An 18,947-nucleotide genomic window follows, 5' to 3' on the forward strand; every position below is an offset into this window, starting at 1 on the left:
TGCTATATGCGTGGCAACGCCGTTTTACCTTTTTTGAAAGATCGTCATGGCACGCCGTCGTCAGCTTTATGAAGGAAAAGCCAAGATCCTTTTCGAGGGTCCCGAACCGGGAACACTCGTTCAGTATTTCAAGGACGATGCCTCAGCCGGAAACGGCGTGAAGAAAGGCATCATCACCGGCAAGGGCGTGCTGAACAACCGTATCAGCGAACATCTCATGCTGCGTCTGCATGAAATCGGCATCCCGACCCATTTCGTTCGTCGTCTGAACATGCGCGAGCAGCTCATCCGCGAAGTCGAGATCATTCCGCTCGAAGTGGTTGTGCGCAATGTCGCCGCCGGATCGATCGCCAAGCGTCTCGGTCTTGCCGAGGGTACGCGCCTGCCACGCTCGATTCTTGAATATTACTACAAGAACGATGCGCTCAACGACCCGATGGTGTCGGAAGAGCACGTTACGGCCTTCGGCTGGGCCAACGCCCAGGATCTCGATGAGATCAACGCCTACGCGCTGCGGACCAATGATTTTCTCACCGGCATGTTCCAGGGGATCGGCATCCAGCTTGTCGATTTCAAGCTCGAATTCGGACGCCTGTGGGAAAACGAGGAGATGCGTATCGTTCTCGCCGATGAAATTTCACCCGATAACTGCCGCCTGTGGGACACCAAGACGAGCGAGAAGCTCGACAAGGATCGTTTCCGCCGGGATATGGGCCGTGTCGAGGAAGCTTATCAGGAAGTCGCGCGCCGCCTGGGTATTCTGCCCGAGGCTGGCAACAGCGATCTCAAAGGACCGGAGGTCATGCAATGAAAATTCGCGTCAATGTCATGCTGAAGGAAGGCGTACTTGACCCTCAGGGCAAGGCCATCGGTCACGCGCTCGAGGTGCTGGGCTTCGCCAATGTAGGTGAAGTGCGCGTAGGCAAGACCATGGAACTGGAACTCGCTACCGAAGACCGCGCCGCCGCGCTTGCTCAGGGTGAAGCCATGGCGCGCGAATTGCTCGCCAATCTGGTGATCGAGGATTTTGCAGTCGAGGTTGTTGGATGACCCCGAAAAAGGCTCTCCTGACGGCAATCGCGCTTGCATTGCCCATGGGCGCCCTTGCCGGTGTGGCGCAGGCCGACGAGCATCGTCTCTCTCCCATGCAGGCTGGCCGTTTCGGTCAGATCTGCTCCAAACCGCAAGGCAAGGCCGTGTGCGATGCCTATATTGCGGGCATGGCCGATTCAGGCGCTCTGTCTGCGCTCAATGCGAAGAGCAGCGGCGATGCAGGATCCGTCGCCGGTTTCTGCGTGCCTGACGCCGAAACGACCGATGCCATGCGTGGCAAGGTCATCTCCTGGCTCAAGGCGCATCAGGACGTACTGAAATATCCGGTTGGCAAGTCCGTTTTTGCCGCGCTGCATGATTCCTATCCGTGTTCGGCTCAGGGGGGCAAACCATGAAAGCGGGTATTGTTGTCTTTCCGGGCACGAACCGCGAGCGCGATATGGAGCAGGCTCTGCGTCTCGTCAGTGGCAAGGCCCCGGCCATGCTCTGGCATCGTGACACGAGCCTGCCCGATCTCGATCTGATCGTGCTGCCGGGCGGGTTCAGCTTCGGCGATTATCTGCGATCTGGTGCCATGGGCGCGCACTCGCCGATCCTGCGCGAAGTGCGGGCTTTCGCCGAGCGTGGTGGTTACGTGCTCGGCGTCTGCAACGGCTTTCAGATCCTGACCGAGGCGCAGCTTCTGCCCGGCGCGCTTCTGCGCAATGCGGGTATGCGATTCCTGTCGCAGGACGGTTTTCTGCGCGTTGAAGCCAACGATACGGCGTTCACCCGTGACTGGGCGAAGGGCGATGTGTTTCGCGCGCCGCTTGCCCATGGTGATGGCAACTACACCGCTTCCGAAGCCGAGCTTGACCGGCTCGAAGGAGAAGACCGTGTGGCTTTCCGCTATGTCTGCGCCAAGGGTGGTCTCGACGCGAAGAGCCGCGTGAGCAACCCCAATGGTAGCCAGCGTTCCATCGCGGGTGTTCTGAGCGCCAACAAGCGTGTTTGCGGGCTGATGCCGCACCCTGAAAACCTGGTTGATCCCGATCTCGGCGCGACAGACGGCGTGCCGCTGTTTTCGGGTCTGGTGAAGAGTCTCGTCGCATGAGCATGATCGTCAACGCTGAACTCGCCGCGCGCTTCGGTCTTTCCGCAGAGGAATACCAGAAGGTTCTCGATATCATGGGCCGTGTGCCGAGCCTGACCGAGCTTGGTATCTTCTCGGTCATGTGGTCCGAGCATTGCTCCTATAAATCGTCACGTGTGCATCTCAAGACGCTGCCAACGAAGGCGCCATGGGTCATTCATGGCCCCGGCGAGAATGCCGGTGTGGTCGATATCGGCGACGGGCTTGCGGCTGTCTTCAAGATGGAGAGCCATAACCATCCTTCTTTCATCGAGCCCTATCAGGGCGCGGCGACGGGCGTTGGTGGTATCCTGCGTGACGTGTTCACCATGGGTGCCCGCCCGGTTGCCAATCTGAACGCCTTCGCTTCGGCGACCCGTCGTTACCCGTTACGCAACGCGTGATCGATGGTGTTGTGCGTGGTATTGGCGGCTACGGTAACTGCGTGGGCGTGCCGACAGTCGGTGGTGAGATCAATTTCCACCCGGCTTATAACGGCAATCCGCTGGTCAATGCCATGACGGTCGGTATTGCCTCCCAGGACAAGATCTTCCTGTCGGCTGCTGCCGGTATCGGCAATCCGGTTGTTTATGTCGGATCGAAGACCGGTCGTGATGGCATTCATGGTGCCACCATGTCGTCGGCAGAGTTTGACGAGCATGCGGCTTCCAAGCGCCCGACGGTGCAGGTGGGTGACCCGTTCACCGAGAAGCTGCTGATCGAGGCCTGCCTCGAACTCATGGCGACCGATGCCATTGTGGCTATCCAGGATATGGGCGCTGCGGGTCTAACGTCTTCCGCCGTTGAAATGGCAGGCAAGGGCGGGGTGGGCATCGAGCTCGATCTCGACCATGTGCCTCAGCGTGAGACGGGCATGACCGCCTACGAAATGATGCTTTCGGAAAGCCAGGAGCGCATGCTCATGGTTCTCAAGCCGGAACGCACCGAAGTGGCGCGCGCCATTTTCGAGAAATGGGACCTGGATTTCGCGATCGTTGGCGTGCTTACCGACACCGCGCATATCACGGTCAAGCATCTCGGAACCGTGGAAGCGGATATTCCGCTGGCACCGCTTGCCGATGAAGCGCCGCTGTATCATCGCCCGATGACCCACGCCAAGCCGCCAGCACGTCTTGGCACCGTTGCCGATCCGGTCGGTGTCGAGCATGCACTGCTGACCCTGCTGGGCTGCCCCGACCTCGCTTCGCGAGCTTGGGTGTGGAACCAGTATGACAGCGGTGTCGGTGGCCAGACGGCGCGTCGCCCCGGCGCTGCCGATGCGGCGATCGTTCGTGTCGAGGGAACGAAGCGTGGTCTGGCCATGACCACGGATTGTACGCCCCGCTATTGCCAGGCCGATCCGCGTGCCGGTGGCGCTCAGGCCGTGGCGGAAGCCTGGCGCAATATCACAGCGACGGGTGCTCTGCCTCTGGCCGTGACGGACAACCTGAATTTTGGCAATCCGGAAAAGCCCGAAATCATGGGGCAGTTCGCCGATGCCATCAAGGGCATGGGCGAGGCCTGTCGTGCGCTCGATTTCCCGGTCGTCAGTGGCAATGTCTCGCTCTATAACCAGACGAGCCACCCGAGCGGGCTGAGCCAGCCGATCCTTCCGACCCCGGCCATCGGTGCAATCGGCGTGATTGAGGACGTGACCAAGGCCATCGGTCTTGGCATGCCAGACCATGCCGAGCTTGTTCTGATAGGCGAAATTCGCGGCGAACTCGGTCAGTCGCTCTGGCTGCGCGAGATCTGCCACCGTGAAGAGGGGGCACCCCCGATTGTCGATCTGCACGCCGAACGCCGCAACGGCGATTTCGTGCGCAGCATGATTGCCAAGGGCCGTGTCGAGGCATGCCACGACATCGCTGATGGCGGTCTGCTGGTGGCCGTTGCCGAGATGGTGATGGCGAGCGGCATTGGCTGCCATCTTGACAAGCCGCATTACGGAACCAGCCTGCACGCCTATTATTTCGGTGAAGACCAGGCCTGCTACGTGATTGCCACGAAGCATGCTGCCGCTCTAATCGATGAAGCGGAAAAGGCTCATGTGCCTGTGCGCCATCTCGGTCGTACCGGGGGCACCAACCTGGTGCTGAAGGACGGGATGTCGCTCTCAGCCGAGCGTATGCGTGAGGTGAATGCCGCGTTCTTCCCCAAACTGATGGAGCGCTAATCCATGCCCATGAGTGCAGAAGAAATCGAACGCACGATCAAGGCTGCTCTGCCTGATGCTGTGATCGAGATACAAGACCTTGCAGGGGACGGCGATCATTACGCTGCGACCGTGACCAGCTCCGCTTTTGCGGGGCTGCCACGGGTGCGCCAGCACAAGCTGGTCTATGATGCGTTCGGTGGCCGTATGGGGACGGAGCTTCATGCTCTGGCCCTTAAAACACAAACCCCCTGACAATCGAGACTTGTTGTCTATAATTAATCATTATTGACCCAGCGCGGCTCTCGCGAACAGGAGTGAACCATGGCTGAAGCCATTTTCCAGCACATCCAGCAGCTTATCGACGCTAATCCCGTCATGCTCTTCATGAAGGGCGACAAGCTGTTCCCGCAATGCGGCTTTTCGGCTCGCGTTGTGCAGATTCTCGGTCATATGGGTGTCGATTTCGAAACCGCCAATGTCTTGGCGAATGCTGAAATCCGTCAGGGCATCAAGGATTTCTCGCAGTGGCCGACCGTACCTCAGCTTTACGTCAAGGGCGAGTTCATCGGCGGCTGCGACATCGTGACCGACATGTTCCAGAGTGGCGAACTGGAGTCACTGTTCGAAGAGAAGAATATCGCCAAGAAGGTGGCGTGATCCTGCCTTAATCGCGCCATAAATAATGCGTTCTGCCACTGTTTTGACCCAAACTGTGGCAGTATTGCAACGTTGAACTTTCCCTTGAAAAAATTGTTTCTCCGCCTCTTGTTGCCTCCGGCGTCTCCCGCATACCCTGCCTCAGGTCATCCAGAGGGAAGAAGAAATGCGGCGTCTAACGGTTCTCAAGCTTGTCACTTCAGTTGTCGCTGCTGGAGCTGCTTTTGCTTCGCATGGTGCAAGTGCGAGAGAGATCACCGACTGGGAAGCCTCAAAGCTTACCCTTGACGCACTGACCGCTACCCCGGTTTACCACCGCACCGTTGCCAGCCATTCGCATCATAGCGTCGCCATTCATCAGGCTGCTGCGCATCACGCTGCCATGCCCTCGCGCCGCTCGCTGGTGCATACCGTCGTCTATCACTCCAAGGCTCCGGCCAGCGGCAAGGCTCATCGCGCCCGCCGTCACGGCTGATCTGATACAGCCTGAGGGGATCTCCGCTCAGGGGATCGCCTTAGACGCAGTTAGCGGATTTCCCCTTTTCGGATCGATCGTCGCAGTGTCTTCCGGCAGGACACCGTATTTCGCGTTTTGCTTACGCGGTCCTGCAGCTCAACAGAATCGCAGGATATCAGAAACCCAACGCATTCCGCCTGCCAAATCATGAAGGGCGAGGTCAAAGCGTGTTTCTTCCCTGCGCCATGTGTCATTTATTATGATGAGATAATCAGCCGCGCGTAGAAGCCGCTTCTGTTGCGCGAGGCTGAGCGAAAACGCGGCCTCATCGAGCGTCCTGCGTCGCTTGACCTCAACGAAAATCAGGCGTTCGGAAGAGGCTGCGATAAGGTCGATTTCGCCATAGGGCGTTCTGCAACGGGTCGCGAGAATGCAACACCCTTTTGCAGCAGAAAGTCGCGGCTGCGTCTTTCGGCGTCTATCCCGGCAGAATGGGCCGCATGGCCTCTTATCTGCCGGGTGAGAGTCATGCGCCGCGCGCGATGAGCCGTGCCGCCTCGACGGCGAAATAGGTCAGCACCCCGTTACATCCTGCACGACGAAACGCCAGCAGGCTTTCGAGGATGGCGCGGTCACGATCGAGCCAGCCATTCTGTATGGCGGCCATGAGCATCGCGTATTCGCCAGATACCTGATAGGCGAAGGTCGGCACGGCGAAGCTGTCTCGCACGCGCCGGATGATGTCCAGATAGGGCATGCCGGGCTTGACCATGACCATATCGGCGCCTTCCTGCAGGTCCTGCGCCACTTCGCGCAGGGCCTCGTCAGTATTGGCGGGGTCCATCTGGTAGGTCTTCTTGTCGCCCTTGAGCAGACCGCCCGAACCGAGCGCATCGCGGAACGGACCGTAAAAGGCCGAGGCATATTTCGCGGCATAGGACATGATGCGGGTATTTTCATATCCCGCCTTGTCGAGCGCCGCCCTTATGGCACCGATGCGACCATCCATCATGTCGGATGGCGCGATGATGTCGATGCCGGCTGCGGCCTGATTCATGGCTTGCAGGGCAAGTATCTCGACCGAGGCGTCATTGACGACATAGCCGTTCTCTATAAGCCCGTCATGGCCGTGATCGGTATAAGGGTCGAGCGCCACGTCGCCTATCAGACCCAGATCGGGATAAAGGCGCTTGATCTCACGTGCCGCACGACACATCAGATTATCCGGGTTTGTAGCCTCACGCCCCTTTGAGTCGCGTATGTCGGGCGGCGTGATCGGGAAGAGGGCAACGGCCGGAATGCCGAGCGCCACGGCTTCCTGAAGATGGGATTCAAGCAGATCGATACTGACGCGTTCCACGCCGGGCATGGAGCTGACCTGCGTGCGCGTATTCTGACCATCGCAGACGAAGATCGGCCAGATGAGATTATCGGTGGTGAGTGTCGTTTCCGCGACCAGCCTGCGCGTAAACCCGTCGAAACGGTTGCGGCGCGCGCGGCTGAGTGGATAGGCGCCAGTAATCATCGGGACAGCTCCCCAGTGGTGAGTTTGCTCTTCTTGTAGCCATAGGCGGCATAGACAACCAGCCCGGCGATCAGCCACAGAACGAGCCGTAGCCATGTCAGGCTATCAAGCGAAAACATGACGACGGAACAGCTGATAATGCCGCAGATCGGCATGAGCAATCCGCCGGCGCCTTGAACAGACGGGGGCGGTTGGGCTCGCGGATACGCAGGATGAGCACACCGACACAGACAAGCACAAAGGCCAGCAATGTGCCGATGGAGGTCATATTGCCAAGTACGGAGATCGGCACCAGCCCGGCCAGCAGGCAGGTAATGACCAGAAAGATGAGATGCGAAAAAGCGGGCGCTCGGGTGCGTGGACTCAGACGACCGAAAATGGCAGGCAGCAAGCCATCACGCGACATGGCATAGAAGACGCGCACCTGGCCCATCATGAGCCCCATCAGCACCGAGGTGTAGCCGAAGAGAATGCTGAATTTCAGCGCGCCCTGAAGCCAGAAGAGATGGGTGACGTCGATGGCAGTAGCGACGGGGCTGCCGTCATTTTCCATCTGGCGATAATCGACCACGCCAGTCAGCACGAAAGCGAAGGCGATATAGATGATTGTGCAGATGGCGAGGCTACCCAGAATGCCGATCGGCATGGTGCGTTCAGGCGTTTCGCTTCCTGCGCCGTCGTCGCGATGATGTCGAAGCCGAGATAGGCAAAGAAGATCATGCCTGCTGCACGCATGATCCCTGAAAGCCCGAAATGGCCGAACTCCCCGGTATTGGGGGGAATGAAGGGGGTGTAATGCGCGCTTTGGATGTAAGGCGTGCAGAAGATCATGAATGCCACGATGACAGAGAGCTTCAGCACCACCACCACAGCATTGATTCGCGTCGACTCAGTGATGCCGCGCAGTAGCAGCAGAACGATGAAGACGAGCGCAGCCATGGCGGGAAGGTTGATCCAGCCATGGGCTGTGCTGCCATCGGCCAGCGTTACCATCGTCATAGGCGACGCCATCCATCTTGGATCGGGATGGAGGTTCCATTGTCCGAGAATGGAAGAGAGATAGCTCGACCAGCTTGACGCAACCGCTGCGGCACCGACCGTATATTCGAGAACCAGGTCCCAGCCGATAATCCAGGCAACCAGCTCGCCGAGCGTGGCATAGGTGTAGGAATAGGCCGATCCTGCTGTCGGGATCATACTGGCAAGCTCGGCATAGCAGAAAGCAGCAAACCCGCAGGCGATTGCTGCAACCACGAAGGCGAGGATAACGGCCGGCCCGGCATTATGGGCTGCGGCGATGCCAGTAAGAGAGAAAAGCCCGGCCCCGACAGTTGTTCCGACACCCAGTGCGATAAGGGCGAAGGGACCGATGACGCGCTTCATGCCGTGTTCGGCGGGGTCGTCGGTGGTGCTGTCGATCGGTTTGCGTCGCCAAAGAGCGGCGAGGGGCTGGGCCATTCAGTCTTCCTCTAAAACGGGTATCCCGCGCTAAACGGCTTGGCGGCGGGGGGAAATCTGGGATATTGGCGTTCGTGATACGCCATTTTGTGCGTCTGCGCGCCCCCTCTGGGAGAGAAAAGAATGTCAACTCGCGAGAACATGTCCGCTCAGCACGATTTCTTTCATCGCGGCCTGAATGAGGCCGATCCAGAGGTCGCCGCGATTGTGAATGCCGAGCTGGTACGTCAGCAGGACGGGATCGAACTGATCGCCTCCGAGAACATCACCTCGTTTGCCGTGCTCGAAGCGCAGGGCTCGGTTCTGACCAACAAATACGCCGAAGGCCTTCCGGGCAAGCGCTATTACGGCGGCTGTGTCGATGTCGATCGCGTCGAAAACCTTGCCATTGAGCGAATCAAGCGCTGTTCGGTGTCGAATTCGCCAATGTCCAGCCCCATTCGGGTGCCAACGCCAACCAGGCGGCATTCATGGCGCTCGGCAAGCCCGGCGATACCGTGCTCGGGATGAGCCTGGCCGCTGGCGGTCACCTGACCCATGGCGCGGCGCCGAATTATTCCGGCAAGTGGTTCAACGCTGTGCAGTATGGTGTGCGCGCAGAAGACGGCACGCTCGACTATGAAGAAATGGAGCGTCTGGCGCGCGAGCATAAGCCGACCATCATCGTCGCTGGCGGCTCGGCCTATCCGCGTCATATCGATTTTGCCCGTTTCCGCCGCATCGCCGATGAGGTCGGGGCCTATCTGATGGTGGATATGGCCCATTTCGCGGGTCTGGTTGCTGCAGGTCTCTTTCCGAGCCCTGTCCCTCACGCCCATATCGTGACGAGCACCACGCATAAGACCCTTCGTGGCCCGCGTGGCGGCATCGTGCTGACCAATGACGCCGATATCGCCAAGAAGGTGAATTCGGCCGTGTTCCCCGGTCTGCAGGGCGGCCCGCTCATGCACGTCATCGCAGGCAAGGCCGTGGCCTTTGGCGAGGCGCTGGGTGAAAAGTTCAAGGCCTATCAGACCGCCGTTGCCGATAACGCACGCGTTCTGGCTGAAGAGCTGGTGGCCCGTGGTTTCGATATCGTGACTGGCGGCACTGATTGTCATCTGGTGCTGGTCGATCTGCGGCCCAAGAAAGTGACTGGCAAGATTGCAGAAGCCGCTCTCGAACGCGCGGGTATCACGGCCAACAAGAACGCCATCCCGTTCGATCCGGAAAAGCCCTTCGTGACATCCGGCATCCGTCTGGGCAGCCCGGCTGCCACCTCTCGTGGCTTTGGCAAGGAAGAATTCCGCACCATCGCGCGCATGATCGATGAAGTGCTGAGCGCTTTCGGCACGGACGCACAGGACGCTGTCGAGCAGCGCGTGCATGAAGAAGTCAAGACACTCTGCCGTCGCTTCCCGATCTACGACGTCGCCTACCCTGGCGCCTGAGACTGAGCCATCGTAGTCGCCCCGTGATCGGGGCGACTGTCAGAAAAGCCGTGCGAGACGCACCGCAAGCTGCCCACGCCTGACACAGAGATTGGGCATGATCAGCACGCAGTGATCGTAAGGTGTGCAGATTTCGTCCTCGCCATCCGTGGCGATGACCGTTCCCGCCGATGGAATCACATGCCCGCCCTGATAGGGCTCGGCGAAGGCGAAGCTCGCGCTTCGTGCGACGACATTATCGGTTACCATGGCCTGATGAGCAGCGCTGTTTTCAGTGTGCCGCGTGCCGAAATGCAAGAATGCAGCGTTCTCGACAAATTGTCTGATCACACGGGCACTGATTTCCACCGTCTCAGGGCGCCAGTGCTGCCCCGCTTCCAGGAGGACGCTTGCAGGCGCGCCCGAAGCAGCCAGAAAGCGCTCATGCTCGATCAAGCGGGCGCCCCCCACATGGCCGAGATCGGTCAGGGTGAGAAACTGCGTGTCCGACCGCGAGGAGAGCATACCGGCCAGCGCAATTGAGCGGTCGGTCTGTGGTGAAATGAAAAGCGGTGCCGATTCCCACAGCATGGAGTGCAGGTCGAGAAGCAGGTCGCTCCGTTGGATGACTGGCAGCAATTCCATTGCGCGTTCCATCTCGACCGATCCGGGCGCATGGGTCAACCGCTCATGCGACCATACCCGGTTGAGATCCTCGGCGACGAAACGCGACGCTGTAGGGTTTTCCGGATTGAAGCGATGGAATGCTGTTATGTTGGCAAAGACGAAGCGCAATACGCCGCAAATCGGACGGATGTCTTCGTGCAACAGACGGTCTGCCGCCGCCGCTCCGGCAAATTCATTGCCGTGAATGAGAGAGACGACCGCGATTTCAGGGCCAGGCCGCCCACTATCGCGTTCTATGACGCCCTCGATGCCGTTATTGCCTTTCTCCACGGTGTGAGATCAGGCTTGTCAATCAGGATGGGAAAGTCGGGCAGGCGGCGGGGCAGAGCGAGAGTGGGAAGCAGGCGCTGACGTCGCTTGCGCACCGGATGATGGTCCCGCGGTGAAGCCCCGCAACTCATGAATCGAGGCAGACCTGCCGCACAAGGCGCTCGATCATGGTCTCACACCGGGCCAGCTGGTCGCGTTCAATCCACTCATCGGGCTTGTGCGCCTGAGCGATATCACCGGGCCCGCAGACGATGGTCGGTAATCCGGCCTGCTGATAAATGCCCGCCTCGGTGCCGTATGAAACGTAGCCTGCGCTGTTTCTGCCTGTAATCTGCTGAATCAGGGAAACGAGCGGCGACGTCTCGGGCAGGGCAAGCGGGGGCAGATCGACGAGCGCCGTATAATGCAGGCCGCATTCGGGCCATGAAGCGCGCAGTAACGCGTCGATTGGGGCGAGGCGATGACGGATACGAGCGAAAATTGCATCATTGCTGTCGCCCGGTACAGCGCGCCATTCCATGTCGAAACTCGCCTGCTCGGGTACGATATTGAGAATGCTGCCGCCCTGCGCGAGCCCGACCTGCATGGTTGTGTGGTCGGGCTGAAAGCCGCTGACATGCGGGCCATCGCGTTCGAATTCATCAGCCATGGCGGCGATTTCAGCGATGGCGCGACCCATCGCGTGCAAGGCGTTGGCACCCAGAGCCGGTTGGGAGGAATGTGCCGGTCGGCCCTTGATATCAACGCGTATCGTGAAGCGGCCCTTATGCGCGATGACAGGTGAAAGCAGCGTCGGTTCACCGATTACGCATAAATCCGGCATCAGATCGCGCGACTTCACGTCCTCGATGAGATAACGCGCGCCGTTACAGGTGATCTCTTCATCGAAGGTAAAAAACAGATGTACCGGCTTCGCGAGAGCCCGGGCTTTGATAGACGGGATGGCCGCCAGCATGGCGGCGACAAAGCCCTTCATATCGGCGGCGCCACGAGCGTAGAGCTTGCCGTTCTTCTCGGTCAGGGTGAACGGATCGCGCGACCAGTCCTGTCCCTCGACGGGAACGCAATCGACATGGCCCGAGAGGGCGAGCCCGCCTTTCTGCTGCGGCCCCAGGATGGCGTGCAGGTTCCATTTGCCGTCTTCTGGCCCACGATGGCGGGTATAGGGCACATCATGCTCGTCGAGCCAGAATTCGATCCACTCGATCAGCGGCGCATTGGGGTTTCTGCTCGTCGTATCAAATGAGACGAGCTTTTCCAGAATCGCGACGGTATCCATCAGCCGGGCCTTGGGAGGGTCATGACGAGGAGTTTAGACCCCTGTCACGGCAAACCTCAAGGGCGGCCCCATCAGGAAACGATGCTGATGCGATAGCCGATCTCTTTTTCGATCGCCCGCAGCATCACACGTTCGTCACGTGTGCAGAAGGCGAGCGCCGCCCCTCTCTTGCCCGCACGGGCGGTTCGACCGATGCGATGCACATAGGTCTCGGCCTTCTCGGGCAGGTCGTAATTTACAACCAGCGCCACGTCATTGATATCGAGCCCACGCGCGGCGACATCTGTGGTGAGCAGGATCTGTGCACGCCCTGCGCGCAGGGCCTCGACTGCTTTCTGCCGTGCTCCCTGCGCTAGATCGCCATGCAGCACGGCAATCGACAGCCCGGCCTTGCGTAGATGCTTGCCGATCTGATCGACCGAGGCTTTTGTACGCAGAAAGACGATCTGGCGTCCCTGCGTCTCGGCGCAGATGCGGGTCAGGGTGGACAGTTTTTCTTCTGTCTCGACGAACATCGCGCGCTGCTTGATGCGGCGCGGCGTGATGGTCTGGCTGGCAAATTCGAGTGTGACCGGTTTGTAGAGCAGACGATTGGCCAATTCACGTCCGACAGGAGGGAGCGTTGCCGAGCAGAGCATGGCCTGACGCCGGTCGGGCAAATGAGGAATGATCTCGTCCATCGCTGTCAGAAAATCCTCATCCAGCATCTGATCGACCTCGTCGATGATGAGGAGTGTCGTGGCGTCGAGTCTACAGGCGCCGCTCATGAGCAGATCGATCAATCGACCCGGCGTGGCCACCGCAATATCGACGCCTTCGGCCAAGGCCTCGATCTGGGCGTCTTTTGGCAGGCCGCCGCAGAGCAGCCGCGTGCGAAAGGCGAGGCGTCGACCGATCTGGCGGCACACCCCTGCGATCTGGGTGACGAGCTCGCGCGTCGGCGCGAGGATCAGCACGCGCGGCGCGCCGGGCTGGCGCGTTTCTTTCGACGCAAGCAGGTGCTGGAAGGCCGGTGCTGCATAGGCTGCGGTCTTTCCCGATCCGGTCTGGGCAATCAGCAGCACGTCTTTGCCGCTCAGCACCTCAGGCCAGACACGGTTTTGCACATCGTTGGGTTTGTCGATACCGACCTGTTTCAGTCCGGCGATGATCAGAGGGTCGAAATTCGGCGTGTTGGGCGAGGGTGCTTCGGTCATGTGTGCTTCTTGCCAAAGTTCTGCCGGTGAAGGAATTGTTCAGTTATGAGTGTAGCCATCATTGCTGAAGATTTTGCCGGAATGCGCGCCCAGGCGAGCGGTCTTGTCGAACGTGCCGGGCTGGCGTGGCATTTCCACCCCGTAAGGATAGAAGGAATCTGGCGGCGTTTCCCCACCAGATTTTGTCCCGCGCCATTGCGTATGACTGCCCCCATAGATCTGCCATCGGGCACCGATCTGCTGGTGAGCGTTGGCGGAACGGGCGGAGCCGTTGCTGCGGCGGTCAGGAAGCAGACCGGGCTGAAGCTCGTTCAGATCCAGAACCCTCGCATGGCCGCGCGCCATTTCGACCTCATCATAGCCAATGTTCATGATGCCATAGCCGGGCCGAACATCGTGTCGGTTCGCACGGCGCTGCACGGGATGACAAGAGAAAAGCTCGATGTCGCCCGTGCTCATTGGCACAAACGCCTCACGGTGCCCGGCAAGGCGTTGCTGAGCGTATTGATAGGCGGTGCCAATGGGCGTTTCAGTTTCGGGGTCGAGGACGCGCAAAATCTGGCTGACAGGTTGATCGACATCATGAGCCACTCTGAGGTGGCGGTCGCTCTGACCCCGTCCCGACGTACCGACGGCGAAGCTCTCGCCGTATTGAAAGCACACCTTGCACCGTATCCAGCCTGGATATGGAACGGGCAGGGGGAGAACCTTATCACGGGTTGCTGGCTTGTGCAGATGCGATTGCTGTCACGACCGATAGTGTCTCGATGATTTCTGAGGCTGCTGCGACTGAAGCGCCGGTGATGATCATCAATCTGCCGGGGCGGTCACGCCGTATTTCGGCCTTTGTGCAAACTTTGGCAGAAGCCGACAGGGTCAGACCGTTCACCGGCGAATGGGCACCCTGGGCTGTAACGGCGCTTGACGATACCGACAGAGGGGCAGATGAAATGATTCGGCGTCTCGCTCTCTGACACGGGTGCGGGGTCCGCAACGAAGAAACGGGTACAGGACGACCATGCTCGATATCATCACCTTCGACGCTCAGGGCGGCGGAAACATCCTCTATAAGGCTCTTGCCCACCCGGTGGCTAGCGAGGCTCTCAGGAGGTTGGAAACGACACTGGCAGAAGGGGGCGTTTTCGCGGTTTATGACCCGGCTAACTGGTTGCGTACGCTGGTCGCACTCTACCCTGGTCTGAAACCGAATGCCGGTGTTTACACGCATGATAGCGAGCAGGTCGGTCAACCGGACGGGCTTGGTGGCACGAAGCAGGCCCTGACCGACCTTGCCACGGGTGACGCGACAATCGTGCTCGCGCTTTCATTCGAGCATGAGAAAATGCTGTCACGCCTCGCGCGCGTGACGCATTCCAGCCAGCAGGTGCTCTCACTCGAACCCGCCAAACTGCCTGACTGGATGCTGAGCAACCCGCGCAATTATCTCGACAAGCTCAATTTTGCGACGAATTTTGCTTTTTTCCGTGAGGATTCCCGCTTCAGCACGCGTCTGGTAACGGCCAATTACTGGTGCAATTACGACGCAGTCGATGTGCGCTACTGGATGCGGCTTTATGACAACAAGGGCGTCATCCTTGCCGAATGGCAGGAAGAAGTGCCCGACGCACCTGCCGGTATTGTGGTGGACAGCGCCGTCGTGCGCGAACGGTTCAATCTGCCCGCGTTCTGCGGTCAGCTTTTTATCCATGTTCTCGGCGCCGCGGGCATGACGTTGTGAAATACGCGCTCGACACCTATGGCAAGAATGGCGAGCCGAGCCTGTCTGTCACGCATGATGCCAATGCCTGGCCATCACCCCGTTTTGCGACGCTTCCCGCCCCGCGTGAGGGTGAGACTCTGGTGCTGTGGGTTCAGAACAGCCATGCGACGCCAATCCCGGCCGGGGCGATCACCATCAACCAGATGGGCGAGGAAAAGCATTTCCCAATGCCCCTCGAAGTGGGGCCGTTCTCGACTTATGCACTTGATGTCGGCGCGCTCGTTACCGGCATCGCTTGGCCCGCACAGCTCGAACTGCGCTCGGGGAATCATCTCGTCAGGCCGCGTTACGAGATTACGCAAGGTGCTCTGACGCGTATTGCGCATCTCAATGTCGAGCGCCGTGATCTCGTGCCCGAGCCGTCCCTGCGCAAGCTGCCAAAATCGATGGGCCGCGGCTTTGTGCTGCCATTCCCCATTCTCGACCCCAAGCATTTCACAAGTGTCGTGCAGCCAAATCCGATGTCGGAGAAGATCACCAGCCTGCCGTTGCGGCTGGATGTTTTCGATGAATCAGGCACGCTGATCGGGCAGAAATTTCTCGGCAATCTGCCGCGCAATCATGAGACTGCCATCGCCTTGCACGAACTGACCGATCGTGCCGGCCATGCCGATCTCGTCTATGATTTCCGTGATGGCGGCGACGGCGACGGCTGGATGCACGCCCTCATGCGTTATGAGAACCGCGAAAATGGACACTCAGCCGAGACGAGCTTCGGCGGTCACATCTTCAACACGCTCATGACGTGGCGCTCCGAGCCGCAATCCTATTCCGGCCCGCCGCCCGGACTGACAACGCGTCTCTTTCTGAAGTTGGGTCAGGAAGGGCATGAGAGCTTCTCCTGCCTGATACATCCGGCATCGGTCGAAGGAACCGATGCTTCGGAGACCATCCTTCATCTTTATTCCAATGCCGGTGTAGAGCTTGAGCGCCGCAAGATCAGCATCAACCCCTCGGGGTCATACATGGTCTGGCCGCATGAAATTTTTGGCGCCGAAAATTCGCCGAGGCAGGTATCGGGGGCTATGTGCTGATCCGCGACATGTCGTGCCGCCTGTTTGGTTATCACGGCCAGCGAAACGGAGCAGGGGGCTTCTCGCTCGACCACATGTTCGGCTTCTGATCAGGTTTTTTCGTTTTGCATCTTGCCGCGTCTCTCGCCCTTTGCTAGAGACGCGTCACCGCAGGATGGGTGCGTAGCTCAGCGGTAGAGCACTGCCTTCACACGGCAGGGGTCACAGGTTCAATCCCTGTCGCACCCACCATCCTCACCCGCAGAAATCAGCCGTTTTTTGAAGATTGACCACTCTGGACCTGCGTCCGTTTGGGGTCATTCCGGTACGTTCTAAGCCGAGTCATATCGTGTCAAGCTGTGCCAGATCCGTGCCACTTTTCGCGAGTCGTTTCCCCTTGTACTGACCTGCCAGATCGTGCGATTCTGCGTGGCTGATACGGCGCGCCATCTTGCGTCGGGACCGCCATCTTGGTCGCTATCGGCGCCCTTGTTCGAGAGGGGTTGCGCGTCGCGCATCTTCAAAGACTGAACCGGGGACATTATCTCATCGTGGTGGTGATAGGCAGGGGCGGCTTTCGGGTCGCCCTTCGCTTATGTGGTCGGTTTTGATTGACTCCACACACATGTTCGCGTTCTGTTCTAACTCATGACAGACCTGACCCGAGCCACCGAAGAAGACGTGCATTTCGTGATCCTCATGGCGCTAAAGCTTGACGATAGCGGCAGGCATCGGCGGATTAACGCCAAGATGAGCAGCTCAGAGATTGATGGACTGGCCCAGAGGATTACCGCCCATCTGCGGCGGTCGAACATGTGGCCGCACCAAGGTCCGCCGTTGCCTCCGCACGAAACCCCGGATTATTCGGTAGCTTGGAGGGACAGAGATGGCCTACGCGAAGTCCCGATGAGCAGCCCAACGAACGATTAAAACGATTCCGTGAATCATCCAGATCAGCCATACGGCCTGCGCCGCGCACTCGAGAAGATCGGATGCGCTCCCTAATCCTTGGACGTTGTTTATCAATGTCGAGATGAGGCATACAAACCCAGCAACTGCCGCGAGAATCAGGTTTTTCGTCATGCGGGCGCTGTTAATCGTTATCTAAATATTTTGGAAGCAAAATGTAACGAATTGCTTCCTGTTAATTTTTTGACAATGATTTATTGCGAGTTTGTGGCTACTCAAGCCTCGCGGTTTACCACTTTGGCATCATGAACCAGGTGGCCAGTGAAAGCGGGAGCATTTTCACGCTGATGCCGACGAAAGCGTCAATTACAGAGTTTCGGTGGCTATATTACGTATATGGCGCCCCCGAACAGGCAATGTGATGTACACTTTATAAATAGGAAATATGTCGAGGTATAAGGCGCAAGCTTCTATTTCCCTGCAGAAAAATAGAAGCCTCTTAATTTGCGATGATAATAATTATTGTCGAAATATAATAAATGAAATGGTGTTTATTTTATCTTGTTATTTGACGTGACACGGTTGGCCCACGGTTGGTACCCAGTCAGTCTGTACGATCATGAGTTTGACTGCCTCTCGCCCTACGTTACCAGCTGCATGCCCGGTCTTTCCAGCATCCTCGCCGCTTGGTGCAGGCATGGCCATCTGATCTTCACCCAGAGCAACATCACCCGGTCCCATCGTCTGTACGTGACCGTCGCTCATTCGGACATACCATGTCCCACTGAGAGGAACGACCCACTGAACTGCGGGGTTCTTATGCCAGTCACTCGTCCATCCTGAGGGTTGGATTGTGAATATAGTCTTGTCATTCGAAGTCCCGATTGTGTCAGAGTACTGCGGGCTATCTCCACTCGAGAGCTGTTGTAGCTCGAAGTTTTTGAATGAGCAGGTAGCAATATGCGTGGTGCCGGTCTTATCGGCCCACATGTGATAGTATCTAATGTGTTGCTGACTATCTGCTGCAGATGCTGCCGCTGTCGTCGCGGCAACCATTGCGCTCAAAAGCATTAATCTGAATTTCATGGATGCTCTCCCAGATGTGCACGCTTTCGTACACATTCTCAAAATAGAACAAAAAGAGAACAAATCCTATTAAATTTTGAGTTTTGAGGCACCTTCTATCCCTCACGACGCCTCGATAGCTGCATCCGTAGCCTGCGCCTGCTTGAGCGCTGCGGCGATTTGGTCAGTGGTCGGGCCATCCCCCGACTTGGCAGCAGCAATAGCGTCCCCAATCACCTGGATGATGTTCGGCACTTCCTCGGCGGCGGCTACGACGCCCTGCACGATTGCGGCAATGAGTGCTGCGTTCATTTCGATGCCTCCTTGGCGATCTGGGCCTGAAGTGCGGCAACGGCGGCAGTCGCAGCTGATACCTCAAGCGCGGTGAGGGGGGTGGAGGACTGGAGATCGGTCCCGAGTGGCGTGATGACTTTTATCGCGTCGGCACTGGCCGTCTTGATCTCGTCCTTGATGGTCGGATCGGCGCTCGGCTGCTGGGCATAGGCGAGGGCGAGCGGGGCCGTGGCATTGTACGCCTGGATGGTGGCGTAACCGGCCTTGCGCAAATTGGTCTGGCTGGCATCACAGGCCGTGAGCCCGGCGAGGCAGAAGACGCTGAGAATGGCGAAGAGCTTACGCATTGCCGAGGGCCTCCGTTGCGATCGGCGCCTGCACTGCGGTGATTGCAGCGGTGAAGCCGTCGAAACCCTGAGCCAGACCGGCATCGAGTCCGGCGAGATCCAGCGTCGGATCAACACGGGGCAGGAGGGTCTGCACGAGCAGCGAAGCGGCGCTTCCGGCAATGGCGAGATCGGCCTTGATCGCAGGGCTCTCATGCTTGCCTGCGACGGCTGCGATCATATTCTGGATCGAGGCGAGTGATTTAAGATCGGACACAATGTGTCTCCTTGGGATGATGA

15 protein-coding genes, 1 tRNA gene and 5 pseudogenes are annotated in these 18,947 nt (G+C 58.8%); 12 read left to right on the forward strand and 9 right to left on the reverse strand.

Features of this window, described 5'->3' with window-relative positions:
• The first annotated feature begins 46 nt into the window (after window positions 1–46).
• The 8 genes and pseudogenes from purC to JCM25414_RS21680 all read left to right on the forward strand — a co-directional run bounded on the left by purC (window position 47) and on the right by JCM25414_RS21680 (window position 5,454).
• Entirely contained in the window at window positions 47–811 is a 765-nt protein-coding gene (gene purC, locus JCM25414_RS08395) for a phosphoribosylaminoimidazolesuccinocarboxamide synthase (RefSeq protein WP_025841337.1), read from the forward strand.
• Entirely contained in the window at window positions 808–1,050 is a 243-nt protein-coding gene (purS, locus tag JCM25414_RS08400) for a phosphoribosylformylglycinamidine synthase subunit PurS (RefSeq protein WP_025841338.1), read from the forward strand. The genes purC and purS overlap by 4 nt, the downstream gene beginning before the upstream one ends.
• Window positions 1,047–1,448: a Rap1a/Tai family immunity protein gene (locus JCM25414_RS08405; protein ID WP_025841339.1), complete on the forward strand. Its 402-nt coding sequence runs from the start codon at window positions 1,047–1,049 to the stop codon at window positions 1,446–1,448. The genes purS and JCM25414_RS08405 overlap by 4 nt, the downstream gene beginning before the upstream one ends.
• Window positions 1,445–2,146 carry a phosphoribosylformylglycinamidine synthase subunit PurQ gene (gene purQ, locus JCM25414_RS08410; protein WP_025841340.1) on the forward strand — a complete coding sequence of 234 codons (702 nt, stop codon included), beginning with the start codon at window positions 1,445–1,447 and terminating at the stop codon, window positions 2,144–2,146. The genes JCM25414_RS08405 and purQ overlap by 4 nt, the downstream gene beginning before the upstream one ends.
• A pseudogene (purL, locus tag JCM25414_RS18545) lies at window positions 2,143–4,340 on the forward strand (phosphoribosylformylglycinamidine synthase subunit PurL). Before purQ ends, purL begins: the two are co-directional and overlap by 4 nt.
• A 3-nt stretch (window positions 4,341–4,343) precedes the next feature.
• Window positions 4,344–4,574: a BolA family protein gene (locus JCM25414_RS08420; protein WP_025841341.1), complete on the forward strand. Its 231-nt coding sequence runs from the start codon at window positions 4,344–4,346 to the stop codon at window positions 4,572–4,574.
• Between the two features lie 69 nt (window positions 4,575–4,643).
• Window positions 4,644–4,979, forward strand: a complete 336-nt coding sequence (grxD, locus tag JCM25414_RS08425; RefSeq protein ID WP_025841342.1) for a Grx4 family monothiol glutaredoxin — start codon at window positions 4,644–4,646, stop codon at window positions 4,977–4,979.
• 166 nt (window positions 4,980–5,145) lie between these two features.
• Complete coding sequence (locus JCM25414_RS21680) at window positions 5,146–5,454, forward strand: hypothetical protein (protein ID WP_025841343.1); 309 nt, start codon at window positions 5,146–5,148, stop codon at window positions 5,452–5,454.
• Between the two features lie 138 nt (window positions 5,455–5,592).
• Here JCM25414_RS21680 and JCM25414_RS26585 read toward each other — a convergent pair whose 3' ends face one another.
• From JCM25414_RS26585 to JCM25414_RS18555, 3 genes and pseudogenes are all read right to left on the reverse strand, one after another.
• Window positions 5,593–6,006, reverse strand: coding sequence for a YraN family protein (locus JCM25414_RS26585; RefSeq protein WP_081775858.1), 414 nt, complete (start codon window positions 6,004–6,006; stop codon window positions 5,593–5,595).
• On the reverse strand, window positions 5,963–6,961 hold the full coding sequence (gene hemB / locus JCM25414_RS08440) for a porphobilinogen synthase (RefSeq protein WP_025841345.1): 999 nt from the start codon (window positions 6,959–6,961) through the stop codon (window positions 5,963–5,965). Before hemB ends, JCM25414_RS26585 begins: the two co-directional genes overlap by 44 nt.
• Window positions 6,958–8,419 (reverse strand): annotated as a pseudogene (locus JCM25414_RS18555) (APC family permease). The gene hemB and the pseudogene JCM25414_RS18555 overlap by 4 nt, the downstream one beginning before the upstream one ends.
• Before the next feature lie 141 nt (window positions 8,420–8,560).
• Here JCM25414_RS18555 and glyA point away from each other — a divergent pair.
• A pseudogene (gene glyA / locus JCM25414_RS18560) lies at window positions 8,561–9,849 on the forward strand (serine hydroxymethyltransferase).
• Between the two features lie 39 nt (window positions 9,850–9,888).
• On the opposite strand, the gene JCM25414_RS18565 reads toward glyA, so the two are convergent.
• The 3 genes from JCM25414_RS18565 to JCM25414_RS08465 form a co-directional block, all read right to left on the reverse strand.
• Window positions 9,889–10,785, reverse strand: a complete 897-nt coding sequence (locus tag JCM25414_RS18565; RefSeq protein ID WP_148301003.1) for a M14 family metallopeptidase — start codon at window positions 10,783–10,785, stop codon at window positions 9,889–9,891.
• Between the two features lie 127 nt (window positions 10,786–10,912).
• The gene (gene argE, locus JCM25414_RS08460; RefSeq protein WP_035442970.1) at window positions 10,913–12,064 is read right to left on the reverse strand and encodes an acetylornithine deacetylase; all 1,152 of its coding nucleotides are present in this window, start codon (window positions 12,062–12,064) and stop codon (window positions 10,913–10,915) included.
• 71 nt (window positions 12,065–12,135) lie between these two features.
• Window positions 12,136–13,260 (reverse strand): DEAD/DEAH box helicase, encoded by a 1,125-nt coding sequence (locus JCM25414_RS08465; protein WP_025841347.1) that lies wholly within the window; start codon window positions 13,258–13,260, stop codon window positions 12,136–12,138.
• 81 nt (window positions 13,261–13,341) lie between these two features.
• Between JCM25414_RS08465 and JCM25414_RS18570 the strand changes: the two are divergent.
• From JCM25414_RS18570 to JCM25414_RS08485, 3 genes and pseudogenes are all read left to right on the forward strand, one after another.
• Window positions 13,342–14,234, forward strand: a pseudogene (locus JCM25414_RS18570) (mitochondrial fission ELM1 family protein).
• Window positions 14,235–14,278: 44 nt separating this feature from the next.
• Window positions 14,279–16,163 (forward strand): annotated as a pseudogene (locus tag JCM25414_RS18575) (hypothetical protein).
• Between the two features lie 67 nt (window positions 16,164–16,230).
• Window positions 16,231–16,305, forward strand: a tRNA-Val gene (locus tag JCM25414_RS08485).
• Window positions 16,306–18,150: 1,845 nt separating this feature from the next.
• Here JCM25414_RS08485 and JCM25414_RS08500 read toward each other — a convergent pair.
• Genes JCM25414_RS08500 through JCM25414_RS08510 form a run of 3 tightly spaced genes read right to left on the reverse strand, consistent with a single transcriptional unit; the run spans window position 18,151 to window position 18,924 of the window.
• Complete coding sequence (locus JCM25414_RS08500) at window positions 18,151–18,339, reverse strand: hypothetical protein (protein WP_025841352.1); 189 nt, start codon at window positions 18,337–18,339, stop codon at window positions 18,151–18,153.
• Window positions 18,336–18,668 (reverse strand): hypothetical protein, encoded by a 333-nt coding sequence (locus tag JCM25414_RS08505; RefSeq protein WP_025841353.1) that lies wholly within the window; start codon window positions 18,666–18,668, stop codon window positions 18,336–18,338. The genes JCM25414_RS08500 and JCM25414_RS08505 overlap by 4 nt, the downstream gene beginning before the upstream one ends.
• Complete coding sequence (locus JCM25414_RS08510) at window positions 18,661–18,924, reverse strand: hypothetical protein (RefSeq protein ID WP_025841354.1); 264 nt, start codon at window positions 18,922–18,924, stop codon at window positions 18,661–18,663. The genes JCM25414_RS08505 and JCM25414_RS08510 overlap by 8 nt, the downstream gene beginning before the upstream one ends.
• Window positions 18,925–18,947: the final 23 nt, after the last annotated feature.

It is taken from the genome of Asaia platycodi JCM 25414, from assembly GCF_000614545.1.
GTDB lineage: Bacteria > Pseudomonadota > Alphaproteobacteria > Acetobacterales > Acetobacteraceae > Asaia > Asaia platycodi.

Excerpts from the sequence above, each read along its gene's own strand:
- purC (WP_025841337.1), top strand. The coding sequence starts at position 47 with ATGGCACGCCGTCGTCAGCTTTATGAAGGAAAAGCCAAGATCCTTTTC.
- purS (WP_025841338.1), top strand. The coding sequence starts at position 808 with ATGAAAATTCGCGTCAATGTCATGCTGAAGGAAGGCGTACTTGACCCT.
- JCM25414_RS08405 (WP_025841339.1), top strand. The coding sequence starts at position 1,047 with ATGACCCCGAAAAAGGCTCTCCTGACGGCAATCGCGCTTGCATTGCCC.
- purQ (WP_025841340.1), top strand. The coding sequence starts at position 1,445 with ATGAAAGCGGGTATTGTTGTCTTTCCGGGCACGAACCGCGAGCGCGAT.
- JCM25414_RS08420 (WP_025841341.1), top strand. The coding sequence starts at position 4,344 with ATGCCCATGAGTGCAGAAGAAATCGAACGCACGATCAAGGCTGCTCTG.
- grxD (WP_025841342.1), top strand. The coding sequence starts at position 4,644 with ATGGCTGAAGCCATTTTCCAGCACATCCAGCAGCTTATCGACGCTAAT.
- JCM25414_RS21680 (WP_025841343.1), top strand. The coding sequence starts at position 5,146 with ATGCGGCGTCTAACGGTTCTCAAGCTTGTCACTTCAGTTGTCGCTGCT.
- hemB (WP_025841345.1), bottom strand. The coding sequence starts at position 6,961 with ATGATTACTGGCGCCTATCCACTCAGCCGCGCGCGCCGCAACCGTTTC.
- argE (WP_035442970.1), bottom strand. The coding sequence starts at position 12,064 with ATGGATACCGTCGCGATTCTGGAAAAGCTCGTCTCATTTGATACGACG.
- JCM25414_RS08465 (WP_025841347.1), bottom strand. The coding sequence starts at position 13,260 with ATGACCGAAGCACCCTCGCCCAACACGCCGAATTTCGACCCTCTGATC.
- JCM25414_RS08500 (WP_025841352.1), bottom strand. The coding sequence starts at position 18,339 with ATGAACGCAGCACTCATTGCCGCAATCGTGCAGGGCGTCGTAGCCGCC.
- JCM25414_RS08505 (WP_025841353.1), bottom strand. The coding sequence starts at position 18,668 with ATGCGTAAGCTCTTCGCCATTCTCAGCGTCTTCTGCCTCGCCGGGCTC.